Below are 14,895 nucleotides of genomic sequence, written 5' to 3'. Positions count from 1 at the left end.
TTAATTTCCAATAAAAAAGGCTTTATTACCCATATGAAAAAAATTTCTGCTACTGAACTAAGCTCACTGCTTGAGCAACCTAATCACTCCTTATTTTTGCTTGATGTTAGAGAGCCTAACGAGTTTGAATATTGTCATCTACCAAACAGCCATTTAATACCAATGCAGAGCATCCCTAATCGTCTAGATGAACTGCCAAAAGACAGCCCTATTATTACTATCTGCCATCATGGAATGAGAAGCCAACAAGTAGCTCAGTTTTTGCTCCAAAATGGCTTTACCGATGTTATTAACTTGACCGGCGGTGTTAATGCTTGGGCCGCTCAGGTCGATAATTCTATGCCAACTTATTAAGCTAATGGAAACCTTGCCAGACCTACTTAGCGCCCCATTAGCCGCTTTGTCAGTTGGGTTAAACCCTTCTATTCCGTCTGTTAAGGCAGGGTTTTACTTTGCCAACCCCAGAAACCGATTTTGGAAAGCACTCAATCAGTGCGGTTTTTTTGATGAACATATCGAGGCCAGTTTTAAAGGCTGCCAATACCTACACACTAAATACCGAATTGGATTTACTGACCTAGTAAAGCGCCCAACCGCTGGCTGCGGCGACTTAAAAGCCTTTGACTACCGTAACGGTAGCTCCCGACTACAGCAACTCATCGACGATGCACAGCCCGACATAATTTGGTTCCACGGTAAATTAACCTGTCAAAAATACCTGCAATACAGCGAAGGCAAACAATCTGTCACCAGCTGGGGCCTGCAATCTTGGACGATTAACGCCAAACCCGTTTACGTATCACCCAATCCTAGCCCTGCAAATGCCGCTTTCTCACTAGCTGTTATTAGCGACAGCTATGCAGATTTTTTTAAACACTTATCATAACCTGCTCATGCTAACCGTTATTCAACGCGTCACTTATGCCAAGGTTACCGTTAATGATTGCCTCATTGGTGAAATTGGCCAAGGCATCGTCGCCCTTGTCGCCATTAAGGAAAACGATAGCGAAACCGAAGCAAAGCAATTGATTGATCGTATTTTATCGTATCGGATTTTTGCCGATAAAAACGGTAAAATGAACTTAAGCTTAAAAGATATTAACGGTGGTTTATTACTGATCCCACAGTTCACCTTAGCGGCCAATACCAAAAAAGGCGCTCGCCCCAGTTTTAGCTGCGTTGCAGCACCTCAACTATCAAAGCCGTTGTTCGAATTTACTACGCGTTATGCAAAACAACAATATGCCGCTGTTTCATGCGGTGAATTTGCTGCCGATATGCAAGTTACTTTATGCAATGACGGACCCGTCACATTTACATTAAAAACACGGAATGAAGATGGTTAAGAACCTGCCCAACATGCTAAAGTGTTGGCTGTTACTACTAGTCTCTTTACCAACATGATTTTTTTGAAAAAACTTCTTCCAAGTCTCGCTCTTTGTATTTTCCCTGTTTTAAGCATCGCCCAACCTATCGATTTGATGACGGCCTACAAACGTGCTCTTCAACATGATGCTGACATTCATGCTGCTTATAACCAGTTGCTATCCTCAAAAGAAGCAAGCCCACAGGCTTTAGCTGGGTTACTACCTAGCATTAACGCATCGGCGCTGTCTAATGATGTCCGCCAAGAAAGTGAAAGTAGTTTTTCGGGAACGGGGAAAAGCACAGACCAATTCCGTGATGAGGGCTTTGCAGTTTCCCTAAGACAGCCTCTTTTTAATTGGGCCAACTACACTCGCTACAAGCAAGCTAATAAGCAGGTTTCTAGAGCCGAAGTAGAGTATGAAATTGCGCAACAAGCACTAATTTTACGTTTAACCGAACGTTACCTTAACAGCCTTCAAGCCGAAGTAGCCTTGAACTTAGCAAACGACGATGTTAATGCTTTCACCCGTCAGCTTGAGCAAGCACAAGCTCGCTTTGAAGTTGGCCTTATCGCGATCACTGACGTACATAACGCCCAAGCTCGATATGATTTGTCTATTGCAACTCAAATTGCTGCACAAGATGACCTGTATTCTGCACAAGAGTCACTTCGAGAGATTATCCAAACCGACGAATTAGTACTGGCTCATTTAGCCTCTAGTTTCCCCTTATCTGCGCCTGAACCGAATGATATCAATCGCTGGGAAGAGTTTGCTGCCCTGCAAAACCTATCGCTGGAAGTAGCTAAATACGATGTCAACATTGCTAAAAAAGAAATAGAGCTACAGCGCGCAGGCCACTACCCTACTGTAGATCTAGTCGCTTCTCACCAATATGCTGAAACCGGCGGTGGCAGCTTTGGAACTGGCTTTAGAAATGAATCCGATAGCATTGGCGTAGAACTAAATGTGCCTTTATTTGCGGGCGGAAGAACCAGCTCACTAACAAGGCAAGCAGCGTTTAACCATCAACAATCGTTAGATATCTTACAATCATTACAACGCACCACTCTAAGAAAAACGCGTGACGCATTTAGGGGCGTTACGACCAACCTAAAACGCATCCATGCCTTAGAGCAGGCCATTGTTTCAAACAAAAGCTCTTTAGACGCAAATGAAGTTGGCTTAGAAGTAGGGACCCGTACCATCGTTGATGTGCTTGATGCGCAAAGTAACTTATCACGAGCAAAACTTGAACTAAGCATTGCGAAAAAAGACTATATTCTTAATATTTTAAACCTTAAAAACAATGCTGGAACCCTTTCTGAGGCCGACCTTGGCATAGTCAACAACTGGCTAGCACACTAGACACCGCTCATTATTAGCCGTAATAAAGAACACTAGCTACATAAGCATCATGGCGTTGCATTAAGTAACGCCATGTCTTTAATAGCCCATTTTTTGATCAGCCAAATAACAGCTGAACCGAACAAAACGCAGCCACTCGCCATAAATAATGAGGCATTATAATCACCCGTTGAGGCTGCTAAATAGCCTGCGATAGTGGGCGCTACAATCTGCGGAACACCATAACTCATCGTTAACATACCCATCAGCTTTGCCGGCTTTGTCGGGTAAAATCGGCCCGCCATTGTCAACACAATGCTTACGATACCCACGAAAGTAAAACCATACAAAGCAGCACTTAATAAAGCAAACAGCAATGTATCGCTCAACGCGGGAAGCACAATACCTACCGCATGTATCAAAAATGCAAATAGCAGCGCATTCAAAATACCCGTTTTTCTTGAAATTAAATCCCAGATAATGCACGCTGGCGCGGCACAGGCACCCAATACAAGAAATGCAATTTCACCTTGCCCCTTCAAAGCAGGCTGATTCTCGACTATTGCCACAATATACGTTGCGCTAATAACAAAGCCAAAACCTGCGCAAAAGTACACCAACAACATAAGCCCCAAGAACCGCTTACTGGGTGGTTTATCATCAAGAAGCTGCCCTTTTTCTGTTAGCTTGCTTGTAGCTGGAGGCGGTAACCATCGCCATGCAGGAATAGCTAACCCCATCCCAACAAAACCGAGCAACAACCATTGCGCTGACCAGCTGAGTGACTTCGAGTATTCAAGTAATAAAGCTACAAGTACTATTCCTAACCCTATCCCAGAAAAGTGAATACCCATCTCGCTTCGATGGTGATGCCTAATCAACCAATTTAACATTAGGCCTGCGCCAATTAACAACCCGGCGGCCGTACTAAAACCCGCAACAAAGCGCGAAACACCCCAAACCCAAGGGTTATCAGACAGCCCCATCATTATTGTTGTCATAATCGCAAGCAGTAAGCCTAGCCGGTAAATCCGGTCTTTAACAACGAGGTTTCCAACTAATGTCGCTGTTAACGCACCCAACATATAGCCCAGATAATTTATAGTCGCCAACCAACCCGCTAGCACCTTGGTTAATCCAGCCTGTTCAAACATGATAGGGATCATTGGCGTATAGGAAAAACGCGCGATACTCATTGTTAAGATCAGGCAAAAAATACCTGATGAAAGTACTTTAAAGCGGCTACTAACGAGACGCATTAACCATACTGACAATACGCTCTGCCACTTTATCCACCGCGCCTTTGTTTTGCTCAACAAAACGAAGGCCCTTCATTCCCATCTGATCTCGTTGCTCAGGGTGCTCGAGTAAGTCAACCACTTGTAATGCAAGTTCGTCCGCACCCATCACTTGAATCGCAGCGCCTTTTTTTAATAAGCACTCACTAATTTCGGTGAAGTTATGTACAAATGGACCAAAAAGAACCGGCACTGAATGAGCCGCCGCCTCAAGCATATTGTGCCCACCAGTTGGCACGAAACTACCACCAATAAATGCAACATCAACGGTTGCATAGTACAGTTTCAATTCACCCAAGGTATCCAGTAAAAACACGTCTGTTTTTACTGGCGATGATTTTTGCTCGCTTCGTCGCGTCACGGTATAACCACGTTTTTCACACAATTTTGCAACGGTGTTAAATCGCTCTGGGTGCCGAGGCACCAAAACTAACAAGCTATTCGGTAACTGTTTTTTAATTTGAGAAAAAGCATCCAATACTATTTCATCTTCGCCTTCATGCGTACTGGCAGCTATCCAACTAGGGCGCTGTTGAAACCAATCTCGCCTGATGACCTCTGCTTCTTCAAACAGATGGGCTGACATTTCTAGATCAAACTTAATATTACCTGGCACACTGATATTATTTTTATTTAAACCGAGATCAACGAACCGCTCTAAGGTCGCCTCAGTTTGCGCACAGACATGCGTAATATTCGCCAATGTTTGCACCATAAAAGCACCTAGTTTTGCATACCCCTTTGCAGACTTTTCAGAAAGTCGTGCGTTAACAATAATAGACGGCACAGCATTTTTCTGCGCTTGGTGAAGCATATTTGGCCAAATTTCTGTTTCTAGAATAATCGCTATGGCTGGTTTAAAACACCGATAAAAGCGCCACATCGCATCCGGCAAATCGTAAGGCAAATACACATGATGAACACGATAACCTAAAAATGCCTTTACTCGCGCAGAGCCCGTTGGCGTGGTTGTAGTAACCAAAATTGGCTTATCTGGATAAGCAGCTGCAATTTTATCAATCAGTGCAAAAGCTGCCTCTGCCTCACCGACAGACACGGTATGGAACCAAATAACCCCTTGCGGCTGACCTTTTTTATACCAACCAAAACGTTCTGCCCAACGGTTTAAGTATGCCGGTGCTTTGCGCCCACGGATTAACAGCCGTAAAATAAAAAACGGGGTCAGTAAGTACAATAAGACTGAGTACGCCAGTCGCATTAAACTAACCGGCGTTTAACCATTCCATGTAACACTTTACTCCTTCAGCCACGGTTTTGAATCTAACATCACAACCGGCCGCCCTTAACGCCGTTAAGTCTGCCTCTGTAAAGCTTTGATAATGTCCAATCAAATGGTCGGGAAAAGGAATGTAACTTAGGCTGCCTTTTTGGTGATAATCCAGTACGCCTTTCGCTACATCATTAAAAGGTTGGCTCTTACCCGTGCCACAATTATAAATTCCAGACACCGTTGGGTTATCCAAAAACCATAAATTCACGTCAACCACATCCGTCACATAAACAAAGTCACGTACTTGCTCACCATCTGCATAACCATCACAACCAGCGAAAAGTTTGATTTCACCTTTTTCAAGTAGTTGATTATTTAAGTGAAACGCTACACTCGCCATGCTGCCTTTATGCTGTTCACGGGGGCCATATACATTAAAATAACGCAGACCAACTACTTGACTTCTGGCCTCTTGCGGGCTTAATGCTTCTTGTGCTCTGACATATTGATCAAACAAGAATTTAGAATAACCATACACATTCAGTGGCGCTTCGTTGGATAAGTCTTCCTTAAAAACGCGCCCACCGCCATAAACCGAGGCACTGGATGCATAAATAAACGGCACCTTATTTTCTTGGCAAAAATGGTAAAGGGTTTTCGAGTATTCATAATTGTTTTCCATCATAAACTGACCATCCCACTCAGTTGTAGATGAGCAGGCGCCTTGATGGAAAAGCGCTTCAATCTTAACCCCGTCGAGGTCCCCGCCTAATACACTATCTAAGAAATCATCTTTATCCATATAGTCGGCAATCCGGCCATCCACGATGTTCTTAAATTTTGTGCCGTCTTTTAAGTCATCAACGACTAAGATGTCGCTAATACCTCTAGCGTTTAAACCTTGCACTATATTGCTGCCAATAAACCCTGCACCACCTGTTACGATTATCATCTTCGTTTACCTTTTATCGCTTGTATCGCGTATATTTTTTATCAAATTGGTCGTTGAACAACCATCCACATAATCCAACACATAGGTAGAACCACCTGCCTTGGCAACACAATCATGTCCTTCAATATCTTCAATTCGTTGATAGTCGCCACCTTTCACCAACACATCAGGCAAAATGCGACAAATATGCTCGCGTGGTGAATCTTCTGAAAAAGCGCAAACCCAATCTACACACGCTAATGCGGACAACATTTCTGCACGTGTTGCTAAATTATTAATCGGCCGCTCAGGGCCCTTTAAGCGAGACACCGAGGCATCATCATTCACTAAAATAATTAACCGATCACCCAACGCCTTTGCTTGCTGCAAATACCGCACATGTCCTGGGTGTAAAATATCAAAGCAACCGTTTGTTAGTACAATTTTTTCCCCATTCAAGCGCGCTGTTGAAATCGCTTCTGACAACTCATCTGCACTAACATAGCCGCGAGGCATGTCTTCTAAGGTGTGCAAAGTCGCCTGCAACTCTTGCTGAGTAATCGATGCCGTGCCTAATTTAGCCACCACTAAGCCGGCTGCTTGATTAGCCAATACGGTGGCTTCTGAAAAACTTGAGCCCGCGGCCAAGCATGCTGCTAATGTTGAAATAACCGTATCACCTGCGCCCGTCACATCAAACACTTCTTGCGCCTGCGTTGGTAAATGAATCGGCGGCTGTTGCGGCTGCAATAAGGTCATGCCTTTGTCACCACGGGTAACCAATAACGCCTCCAGCTCTAGCTCATTAAGCAAGGCAGCGCCACGAATGACGACATCCTCATCACTCTCACATTCACCTACCACGGCTTGAAACTCACTCCAATTTGGGGTAATTAACGTGGCCCCTCGGTATTTGCTAAAGTCTGTTCCTTTCGGGTCTATTAATACTTTTTTACCTGCTGCTTTTGCCGCAGCAATAAGTTGTGTTACAGACGCCAGCGTTCCTTTGCCATAATCTGACAAAATCACCACATCATGCGAGGCAAGTACCGCTGTATAGTGTTCTAGTAAGGCCTCTGCCGGCAAATCATGAAAACTGTCTTCAAAGTCCAAACGAATCAATTGCTGATGACGACTTAAAATGCGTAATTTGGTAATCGTTGGCTGATTAGCCAGTGTCATAAACTGACACACTACTTTTGCTTCTTCTAGCTGACTTTTTAACGATCTTGCTGCGTCATCATCACCGGTATAACCAAGAACTGACACTGCCGCATCCAAACCCGCAATATTTAACGCAACGTTTCCGGCACCGCCTGGGCGATCTTCTACATTTTTAACGTGCACAACAGGCACTGGCGCTTCTGGAGAAATACGCGAGGTATCGCCTTGCCAGTTTCTATCCAGCATCAAGTCTCCAACAACCAGTACTGACGCTTGGCTAAAATCAGGTAATTTCATCTTCGAATTCTTATTTAATAATCTACCGCCCATCATATCACGCAGCACACAAAGCAGAAAAAGCCTGCCCTAAATTAACAGATAATTTATAATTCAAGAAAACACGCATGAGGATACTCTGTTGAGCATTAAAATTTATCATAACCCACGTTGCAGCAAATCTCGCCAAACACTCCAACTACTTGAAGAAAAAGGCGTTCAACCAGACGTTATCGAGTACCTGAAGAAAGCACCTAGCCGAGCCGAACTAGAATCCATATTAAGCATGCTCAATATGGAGCCACGCGACTTAATGCGCAAAGGCGAAGCCATTTATAAAAAACAAAACCTAAAGGACAACAGCCTTAGCGATGAACAGTTAATCACAGCAATGCTGGAGAACCCTATTTTAATTGAACGGCCTATCGCCTTAGCGAATGGCAAAGCAGCAATTGGCCGCCCACCTGAAACCGTTCTGGAAATTTTATAAATGAACACCGAGGTCCTGGTTCTATTTTATAGTCGCCATGGCGCAACAGCTAACATGGCCAGTGTGATTGCTCGGGGCGTGGAAAGCATAGAAGGCGTACAAGCTAAAATTCGTACCGTGCCAGCCATTTCTAGCGTTTGTGAAGCAACTGAAGACAATATTCCAGCTGACGGTGCTTTATACGCCAGCTTAGACGACCTTAAAAACTGCCACGGGCTCATCTTGGGTAGCCCGACTCGATTTGGCAATATGGCTGCACCCTTAAAATACTTTCTTGATGGCACAAGCAACCTTTGGCTATCTGGCGCGCTGATTGGCAAGCCTGCTGCCGTTTTTACCTCAACCAGTAGTCTTCACGGGGGGCAGGAAACAACGCTCACATCAATGATGCTACCGTTGCTTCACCACGGCATGCTGCTGGCCGGGCTACCGTACTCTGAACCATCATTGTTAGAAACACAATCTGGTGGCACACCATACGGCGCCAGTCATCTAGCAGGCCCTGATAACTCGCGAAAACTAGATCAACACGAATCTGACTTATGCCTTGCTCTTGGCAAAAGAATCGCCCTACTCGCAAAAAACTTAATTCATAATGACATTACCCGGTAAAAAAGCAGCGTACTGGTTGCAACTACTCAGCTACCTTTGCTTAATTGGCTTCATAACCGCTTGGATCACCCTACTCGCGCCACCGCAAACTTTCCCAGTAGCCTTGGTGCTTATCACCTGTGTTATCCCATTATTATTACCATTAAGGGGAGTTCTACATGGTAAAGAAAAGCCCGTTAACTGGGCGGCTTACTTAAGCCTGCTGTACTTTATACATGGCACAACCGAAGCGTTTGCAAGCTCAACTACTCGACTGCTTGGCCTTCTTGAAATTGTCATCAGCTTAACGGTATTTTTTAGCGCCTCTCTATATATTCGTCACATTAGCAAACATTAATGCACCCCCAACTGCCTCTGCCTTTCAAGTTAAAAGAAGCGTTTAACTTTGAGAGCTTTATTGCCACTGAAAATCAACTGGTCATTAAGTCCCTAAAAGATGCCGATGAACCGTTTATTTTTCTTTGGGGCGACATAGGAACCGGTAAGTCTCATTTATTACAATCGGCTTGCCAACGCCAAAGCCAACTAGGTGGCACAGCCAGCTATTTGCCAGCAAAAGAGCTACTGGGCACCTCGGCAAAAATACTGGAGGGCTTGGCGAACCTCGACCTAATTTGTATAGATGATATCGACATCCTATGTGAAAAGGCTGATTGGGAAGAGGCCTTATTTAACCTGTTTAATCAAATTAAACAGCAAACTGGGCGTTTAATTGTAAGCGCCACGGTATCGCCACAACATCTTCAGATCAGCCTTAACGATTTGCAAAGCCGATTAAATAGCGGCCTTCCACTTAACTTGGCCCCTCTTAGCGACGAAAGCACCCTACAAGCCTTACAAGCACGTGCTCAAAAACTCGGCTTAGAACTTAACCGTGAAACCGCTAACTATTTAATGACGCACTTTCCTAGAAATCTGCATACGCTCTGGAACTTGCTTAACACATTAGACAAAGCAAGCCTAGCAGCCCAGCGAAAGCTGACCATTCCTTTTTTAAAGTCCACGTTATCAAAATCGATATAAGCCATTATTGATTAAGGCTGTGTTCAGTTCGGGGAAATATGATATCGTTTTTAAAAACAAGGAGACGTTTCCATGAACAATTGGCTAAAACAAACGACGTTTATCATCGCTTTATTAACAACACCTCTTGTCAACGCAGGGCTTTTTGATTTTATTAAAGACATCGATACCAGCAAGCTCAGCATTCCAACATCCAGCCAACTTCCCGCAAATTTAAGTCAGACTGATGTTATTGCAGGACTAAAAGAAGCCCTTAAAAAAGGCACGACCGTTGCTGTTAACAATTTAAGCCAAGAAGGTGGTTTCTTGAACCATGAGGATGTAAAGGTCCCCATTCCAAGCAGCTTACAACCCATTGCCTCTTCACTGGAAATGCTTGGCCAAGGTCGTTTAGTAGACAGCTTCCAAGCCACGCTCAACAAGGCCGCCGAACAAGCAGCCCCTGAAGCGGCTACTATTTTTGCAAACACCATTCAAAACATGAGTATTGATGATGCGGCACAGATTCTCAATGGATCAGATACCGCTGCAACTGACTATTTCAAACAACACAGCTCCGAGCAATTACTTAACAAGTTCCTACCCATTGTTAAACAGTCAACAGATAGTGCTGGTGTTACCGCCAGTTACAAGCAACTTATCGCTAACTCAGGCTCGATCGGCCAATTAGTTTCCTCACAAACACCGGATCTTGACACGTTTGTTGCACAAAAAGCGGTTGACGCTATGTTTTTACGAATTGCCGAGCAAGAAAAGCTCATCCGTGAAAACCCTGCAGCCCGAACAACCGATTTACTAAAAAAAGTCTTCACCCCCTAACCAAAAACTAACCGAGGTATAAAATGGAAAACGTATTATCCGAAGAAACCCTTCTTCAAGTTCAAGAGCTACTCACCGTATACGGGCTTAAAATCATCGCTGCACTCGCAATATTTATTATTGGTAAGATGATTGCTAAGTCGATTAAGTCCGGCGTCATTAAAGCAATGAAAAAAGGCGGCTCAGACCCGATCCTTATTTCATTCACTACTAACATTATTTATACCGCTCTACTGGCTTTCGTCATCATTGCCTCACTGGGGCAACTGGGCATACAAACCACTTCATTTATTGCCATCATTGGTGCTGCTGGTCTAGCGATTGGTTTAGCCCTTCAAGGCTCATTAGCAAACTTTGCCGCTGGCGTATTAATGATTATTTTTCGTCCCTTCAAAAAAGGCGATTTTATTGAAGGTGCTGGCGCTTCAGGTATCATCGAAGAGGTTCATATCTTCAATACCGTGATGCGTACTGGCGATAATAAAACCATTATCATTCCTAACGGCAGTTTAATGGGCGGAAATATTGTTAACTACTCAACCAAGCCAACACGACGTTTAGATTTAGTTATTGGCATTGGTTATGATGATGATATTAAGAAAGCAAAATCCGTATTAGACGAACTCATGCAAAATGAAACACGCATCTTAAAAGACCCCGCTCCAACCATTGGCCTACTCGAATTAGGCGATAGCAGCGTAAACTTCGCCGTACGCCCTTGGGTCAACTCTGCTGATTATTGGGGTGTGCATTTCGACTTACTCGAAAGCATCAAATTACGCTTTGATAGCGAAGGCATTAGCATTCCTTACCCACAACAAGACATCCACGTACACAATACAAGCGACGACAAGTAACGTCATTTAAAACGCTTACCAAAAGGGCTGGTTTACCAGCCCTTTTGCTTTTTGCAAAAAAATAACGGTAAGTCTCATTTAATATTGATTTATATCATAAACTTTACTATTGTGATGTACGTACTTTTTAACGCGCTTAGCGCATCACTTAACTACAAAGGCAATTATCATGGCACATGAATTACCCGCTCTTCCTTATGCAATTGACGCATTGGAACCTCATATCTCCCAAGAAACACTAGAGTTTCACCACGGCAAACATCACGCAACCTATGTTACTAAATTAAATGGTTTAATCCCTGGAACAGAGTTTGAGAACACAAGTCTTGAAGAGATTGTCAAAAACTCTTCTGGCCCTATTTTTAATAATGCAGCACAAATCTGGAACCACACATTTTATTGGAACTGTTTAACGCCAAACAGCACTGAGCCAACAGGTGATTTATTGGCTGCCATCAATGAAGCATACGGTTCTGTTGACGCATTTAAAGCAGAGTTTACAGACAAGTCTGTTAATTTATTTGGCGCTGGCTGGTGCTGGTTGGTTAAAAATGCTGATGGCAAACTTGAAATCGTCCAAACCAGCAATGCGGGCACACCGTTAACCGCTGGCCAAACACCATTATTAACTTGTGACGTATGGGAGCACGCTTACTACATCGACTGTCGTAACGCTCGCCCTGCCTACATGGATAAATTTTGGGCATTAGTGAACTGGGATTTTGTTGCACAAAACCTATAGTCACGAGACATAATTATAAAAAGGCACCGAATCGGTGCCTTTTTTTATGTTTGCTTGTATAACTCACTGCTTTTATATTGATCATTGACGTGTCTCAATAGTACAAATAAAACCGCCGCCACCGGCAAAGCCAATAAGACCCCGGTCACTCCAAAAAACTGACCACCAACCATCACCGAAAATATAACCGTTACCGGATGCAAACCGATCTTATCGCCGACCAACACAGGGGTTAACACGAAGCTTTCTAAAACTTGTGCTACTGCAAACACTACGAAGATTGGCAAAACACCACTGACATCATGCAACTGAAAAACAGACGTAGCGCAGGCCAATACAAGCCCCACAATCAAACCTAGATAAGGCACAAAACTGACCAGCCCGATAATTAAGCTGATTAACAAGGAAAACTCCAGCCCCACTAGACTTAATCCAATATAGTAAATAACTGACTGGCTAGCCATTACTAAAAGTTGTCCCTTGAAAAAAGCGCCAAGAACAGCATCAACTTCGTGCGCAATACCCGTTAACTTATCTTCTAGCCGACGTGGAAACGAATGTTGAATGCGTTCTAATATCGCATTCCAATCGCGTAAAAAGTAAAACGTGACGAGTGGAATCAACAGCAGATTAGTCAGCGCCGACAAGAAAGCCATTCCAGACGAGCTGACAGAGCTCAAGATGCTTGCCACGACACTACCTGCACTGCCAATATTGTCTTGCAGAGTCTGTTGAATTTCATCTACATTCACGGAGCCATAGTGATTTAAACGAACTTGCAGCCACGGCAGCACCGTTTCTTTTACCCAACTGATAATAGCCGGTACTTTTTCAACCAAACTAGCAAACTGTTGTTCTATCAGCGGCACAAGCACAATGGTCACGCCTGCCAAAAGAGTAAAGATTACAACAAACACCAAGCTGACCGCCCATGATCGCTGCCACTTATGTTTTTCCAGCCACGTTGCCAGTGGGTCACCTAAGTAGGCTAATAATGCCGCACAAACAAATGGCATTAAAATGGGCAATAACACGTAAGCCAGACCAATAAAGGCAATGGCAACTAAATAGTACTTAGTGTTATCGTTTTTCATACTACTCCCGAACCTTCGCTTCCCATGCTTTAAACCCCCAGCTCCAAACATACTCTAAACCACTAATGACAGTAGTTGCAGCAACCGAATAAAGCGCAAACTCAATCCAACTGTGCGGTATAGGCACGATGCCTTGGCTGGCTATTAACAACACCAAATAAACGATCTGAAATGTCGTATTTAACTTACTAGAAAATGGTGGCGTGCCTTGAAACGTCTCAATCATCAAGTGATACGCTAGAGCGCCAAAAGACACAATGACGTCACGCAACAAAATCACAATAAATAGCCAAGCAGGCATTAAGCCTGTTAAGACGCACACTAAAAAGCAAGACACTAATAGCAACTTATCAGCTAATGGGTCTAGAAAAGACCCCAACTGGCTCGTCCAGTCATATCGCTTGGCTAAAAAACCATCTAATGCATCTGACAACCCAGCAATAATAAAAAGCGCCAAGGTCATCTGATACTGCTTGTTCCATAACAAATAGATGATTGGTAAAACTAATACAATCCTAATGACACTGATCAGGTTAGGAATATCGCGCCTATTCATTTAGTTGACTCGGTAGTAAAGAACTTTTTCCAATGGTTGAGCAGGCAAGCTATTGATATCGACACTAACCGGGGCAACTATTCTTTGAGAACTACCCGGTGACAAAACATCGTTCAATGCAATGGTCTGTATCAATACCGACTCATCACCTGTGATAACTAGGTTCAGCACCACCTTATTCCCCTGTAATTGCTCCCAGTTTAATTTTTTTACCATATCAAGGGATGATAAATAGCCTGTAGCGCGAGTAAATGCCAGCAGGTCATCAACTCCAATCAGCTCAATTGTCAGCTTTTTTTCCAAGCTGACAATACCCATCGGGGCATAAATATCTGCTAGCTTTTCTGTCATTTCAATAAATACCGGCTGAAAAACAGTACTAACACCGGAGGATTTTTCCACCCCATCGTATTGCCGACCTTCACTTAGCCAGGTCCAGTTAAGCTGCCATATCCCGTTGGTTTTTAACAACCGAGCAAAGATTACCTGATTTGTACTATAACGTTGAGAAGCGAGCGCTATCTGCTCTGAAAAACCTGCCCGTATATCGTTAAAACTAACGGCTCTTTGATCTGCCAAATCTAACAAAGGTAGGGTCACTGCTAAGCCAGCATCTAACGACTCTTGTTTCAGCGCATCAGCCAATTCTTTGCCTGTGCTGCTATTGAGTATATAACGATCATTACCATCATCCACTGCTAACCATAACAACACATCCGGCCTATTAGCGCCCCAAACAGGCACATCAAACTGTTGCAAAGTTCGATCTAATGCAGTTTTTTGAAACCTAACGATCAACCAATATCCGTTATCTTGATCTCTTTTTTTATACTGGAACTGCTCTACATAGGAGCCAACATTCGATAAGGCTTCCAGTAGCGGCGAATTATTCAATGTACTACGACGGCCAGAGACTTTACGTACTACTGTATGAAGCGCCTTTTTAATGGCCTGATTACGCACAGACTGAGACTGGTCATCAACTTCTACTTGCGCCGTGTATAGGCCCTCTAGCTGCACCGCATATGCCGGCACAGATAACAGTAACAATAAAATACTCACTAAAAAACGCATCATTACGCCCACAC

18 protein-coding genes are annotated in these 14,895 nt (G+C 43.7%); 11 read left to right on the top strand and 7 right to left on the bottom strand.

Annotation, left to right across the window (positions count from 1 at the left end; genetic code table 11):
• Window positions 1–33 precede the first annotated feature (33 nt).
• Genes CYCME_RS00940 through CYCME_RS00925 form a run of 4 tightly spaced genes read left to right on the top strand, consistent with a single transcriptional unit; the run spans window position 34 to window position 2,735 of the window.
• Entirely contained in the window at window positions 34–354 is a 321-nt protein-coding gene (locus CYCME_RS00940; protein WP_015004992.1) for a rhodanese-like domain-containing protein, read from the top strand.
• Window positions 355–358: 4 nt separating this feature from the next.
• A complete protein-coding gene (locus CYCME_RS00935; protein WP_020931857.1) occupies window positions 359–886 on the top strand; it encodes a mismatch-specific DNA-glycosylase in 528 nt (175 codons plus the stop codon).
• 7 nt (window positions 887–893) lie between these two features.
• On the top strand, window positions 894–1,346 hold the full coding sequence (gene dtd / locus CYCME_RS00930; protein ID WP_020931856.1) for a D-aminoacyl-tRNA deacylase: 453 nt from the start codon (window positions 894–896) through the stop codon (window positions 1,344–1,346).
• Window positions 1,347–1,400: 54 nt separating this feature from the next.
• On the top strand, window positions 1,401–2,735 hold the full coding sequence (locus CYCME_RS00925) for a TolC family outer membrane protein (protein ID WP_020931855.1): 1,335 nt from the start codon (window positions 1,401–1,403) through the stop codon (window positions 2,733–2,735).
• A gap of 47 nt (window positions 2,736–2,782) precedes the next feature.
• On the opposite strand, the gene CYCME_RS00920 is transcribed toward CYCME_RS00925, so the two are convergent.
• Genes CYCME_RS00920 through hldE form a run of 4 tightly spaced genes read right to left on the bottom strand, consistent with a single transcriptional unit; the run spans window position 2,783 to window position 7,635 of the window.
• Window positions 2,783–3,988 (bottom strand): YbfB/YjiJ family MFS transporter, encoded by a 1,206-nt coding sequence (locus tag CYCME_RS00920; protein WP_223253207.1) that lies wholly within the window; start codon window positions 3,986–3,988, stop codon window positions 2,783–2,785.
• The gene (gene waaA, locus CYCME_RS00915; protein ID WP_020931853.1) at window positions 3,960–5,231 is read right to left on the bottom strand and encodes a lipid IV(A) 3-deoxy-D-manno-octulosonic acid transferase; all 1,272 of its coding nucleotides are present in this window, start codon (window positions 5,229–5,231) and stop codon (window positions 3,960–3,962) included. The genes CYCME_RS00920 and waaA overlap by 29 nt, the downstream gene beginning before the upstream one ends.
• A 4-nt stretch (window positions 5,232–5,235) precedes the next feature.
• Entirely contained in the window at window positions 5,236–6,195 is a 960-nt protein-coding gene (gene rfaD / locus CYCME_RS00910; protein ID WP_020161677.1) for an ADP-glyceromanno-heptose 6-epimerase, read from the bottom strand.
• A 6-nt stretch (window positions 6,196–6,201) separates the two neighbouring features.
• Window positions 6,202–7,635 carry a bifunctional D-glycero-beta-D-manno-heptose-7-phosphate kinase/D-glycero-beta-D-manno-heptose 1-phosphate adenylyltransferase HldE gene (gene hldE, locus CYCME_RS00905; protein ID WP_015004985.1) on the bottom strand — a complete coding sequence of 478 codons (1,434 nt, stop codon included), beginning with the start codon at window positions 7,633–7,635 and terminating at the stop codon, window positions 6,202–6,204.
• 121 nt (window positions 7,636–7,756) lie between these two features.
• On the opposite strand from hldE, the gene arsC reads away from it, so the two are divergent.
• The 7 genes from arsC (at window position 7,757) to CYCME_RS00870 (ending at window position 12,157) form a co-directional block, all read left to right on the top strand.
• Complete coding sequence (gene arsC / locus CYCME_RS00900) at window positions 7,757–8,104, top strand: arsenate reductase (glutaredoxin) (protein WP_020931852.1); 348 nt, start codon at window positions 7,757–7,759, stop codon at window positions 8,102–8,104.
• Window positions 8,105–8,716, top strand: coding sequence for an NAD(P)H:quinone oxidoreductase (gene wrbA, locus CYCME_RS00895; RefSeq protein WP_020931851.1), 612 nt, complete (start codon window positions 8,105–8,107; stop codon window positions 8,714–8,716).
• Complete coding sequence (locus CYCME_RS00890; protein ID WP_015004982.1) at window positions 8,700–9,053, top strand: DUF2069 domain-containing protein; 354 nt, start codon at window positions 8,700–8,702, stop codon at window positions 9,051–9,053. Before wrbA ends, CYCME_RS00890 begins: the two co-directional genes overlap by 17 nt.
• Complete coding sequence (gene hda, locus CYCME_RS00885; RefSeq protein ID WP_015004981.1) at window positions 9,053–9,739, top strand: DnaA regulatory inactivator Hda; 687 nt, start codon at window positions 9,053–9,055, stop codon at window positions 9,737–9,739. The genes CYCME_RS00890 and hda overlap by 1 nt, the downstream gene beginning before the upstream one ends.
• A 72-nt stretch (window positions 9,740–9,811) precedes the next feature.
• Window positions 9,812–10,558 (top strand): DUF4197 domain-containing protein, encoded by a 747-nt coding sequence (locus CYCME_RS00880; RefSeq protein WP_015004980.1) that lies wholly within the window; start codon window positions 9,812–9,814, stop codon window positions 10,556–10,558.
• A 23-nt stretch (window positions 10,559–10,581) separates the two neighbouring features.
• A complete protein-coding gene (locus CYCME_RS00875) occupies window positions 10,582–11,415 on the top strand; it encodes a mechanosensitive ion channel domain-containing protein (RefSeq protein ID WP_016390369.1) in 834 nt (277 codons plus the stop codon).
• 169 nt (window positions 11,416–11,584) lie between these two features.
• Window positions 11,585–12,157: a superoxide dismutase gene (locus CYCME_RS00870; protein WP_020931850.1), complete on the top strand. Its 573-nt coding sequence runs from the start codon at window positions 11,585–11,587 to the stop codon at window positions 12,155–12,157.
• A gap of 44 nt (window positions 12,158–12,201) precedes the next feature.
• Here the strand turns inward: CYCME_RS00870 and CYCME_RS00865 are convergent, their stop codons facing one another.
• The 3 genes from CYCME_RS00865 to CYCME_RS00855 are packed head-to-tail and all read right to left on the bottom strand — an operon-like array spanning window position 12,202 to window position 14,884.
• Window positions 12,202–13,251: an AI-2E family transporter gene (locus CYCME_RS00865; protein WP_020931849.1), complete on the bottom strand. Its 1,050-nt coding sequence runs from the start codon at window positions 13,249–13,251 to the stop codon at window positions 12,202–12,204.
• A 1-nt stretch (window position 13,252) separates the two neighbouring features.
• Entirely contained in the window at window positions 13,253–13,807 is a 555-nt protein-coding gene (locus CYCME_RS00860) for a CDP-alcohol phosphatidyltransferase family protein (RefSeq protein ID WP_020931848.1), read from the bottom strand.
• Window positions 13,808–14,884 (bottom strand): DUF2066 domain-containing protein, encoded by a 1,077-nt coding sequence (locus CYCME_RS00855; RefSeq protein ID WP_020931847.1) that lies wholly within the window; start codon window positions 14,882–14,884, stop codon window positions 13,808–13,810. It lies immediately after the preceding gene.
• Window positions 14,885–14,895: the final 11 nt, after the last annotated feature.

Origin of the sequence: Cycloclasticus zancles 78-ME (assembly GCF_000442595.1) — a bacterium.
GTDB classification, from domain to species: Bacteria; Pseudomonadota; Gammaproteobacteria; order Methylococcales; family Cycloclasticaceae; genus Cycloclasticus; species Cycloclasticus pugetii.
This window is presented reverse-complemented; position numbering and strand designations above follow the sequence as displayed.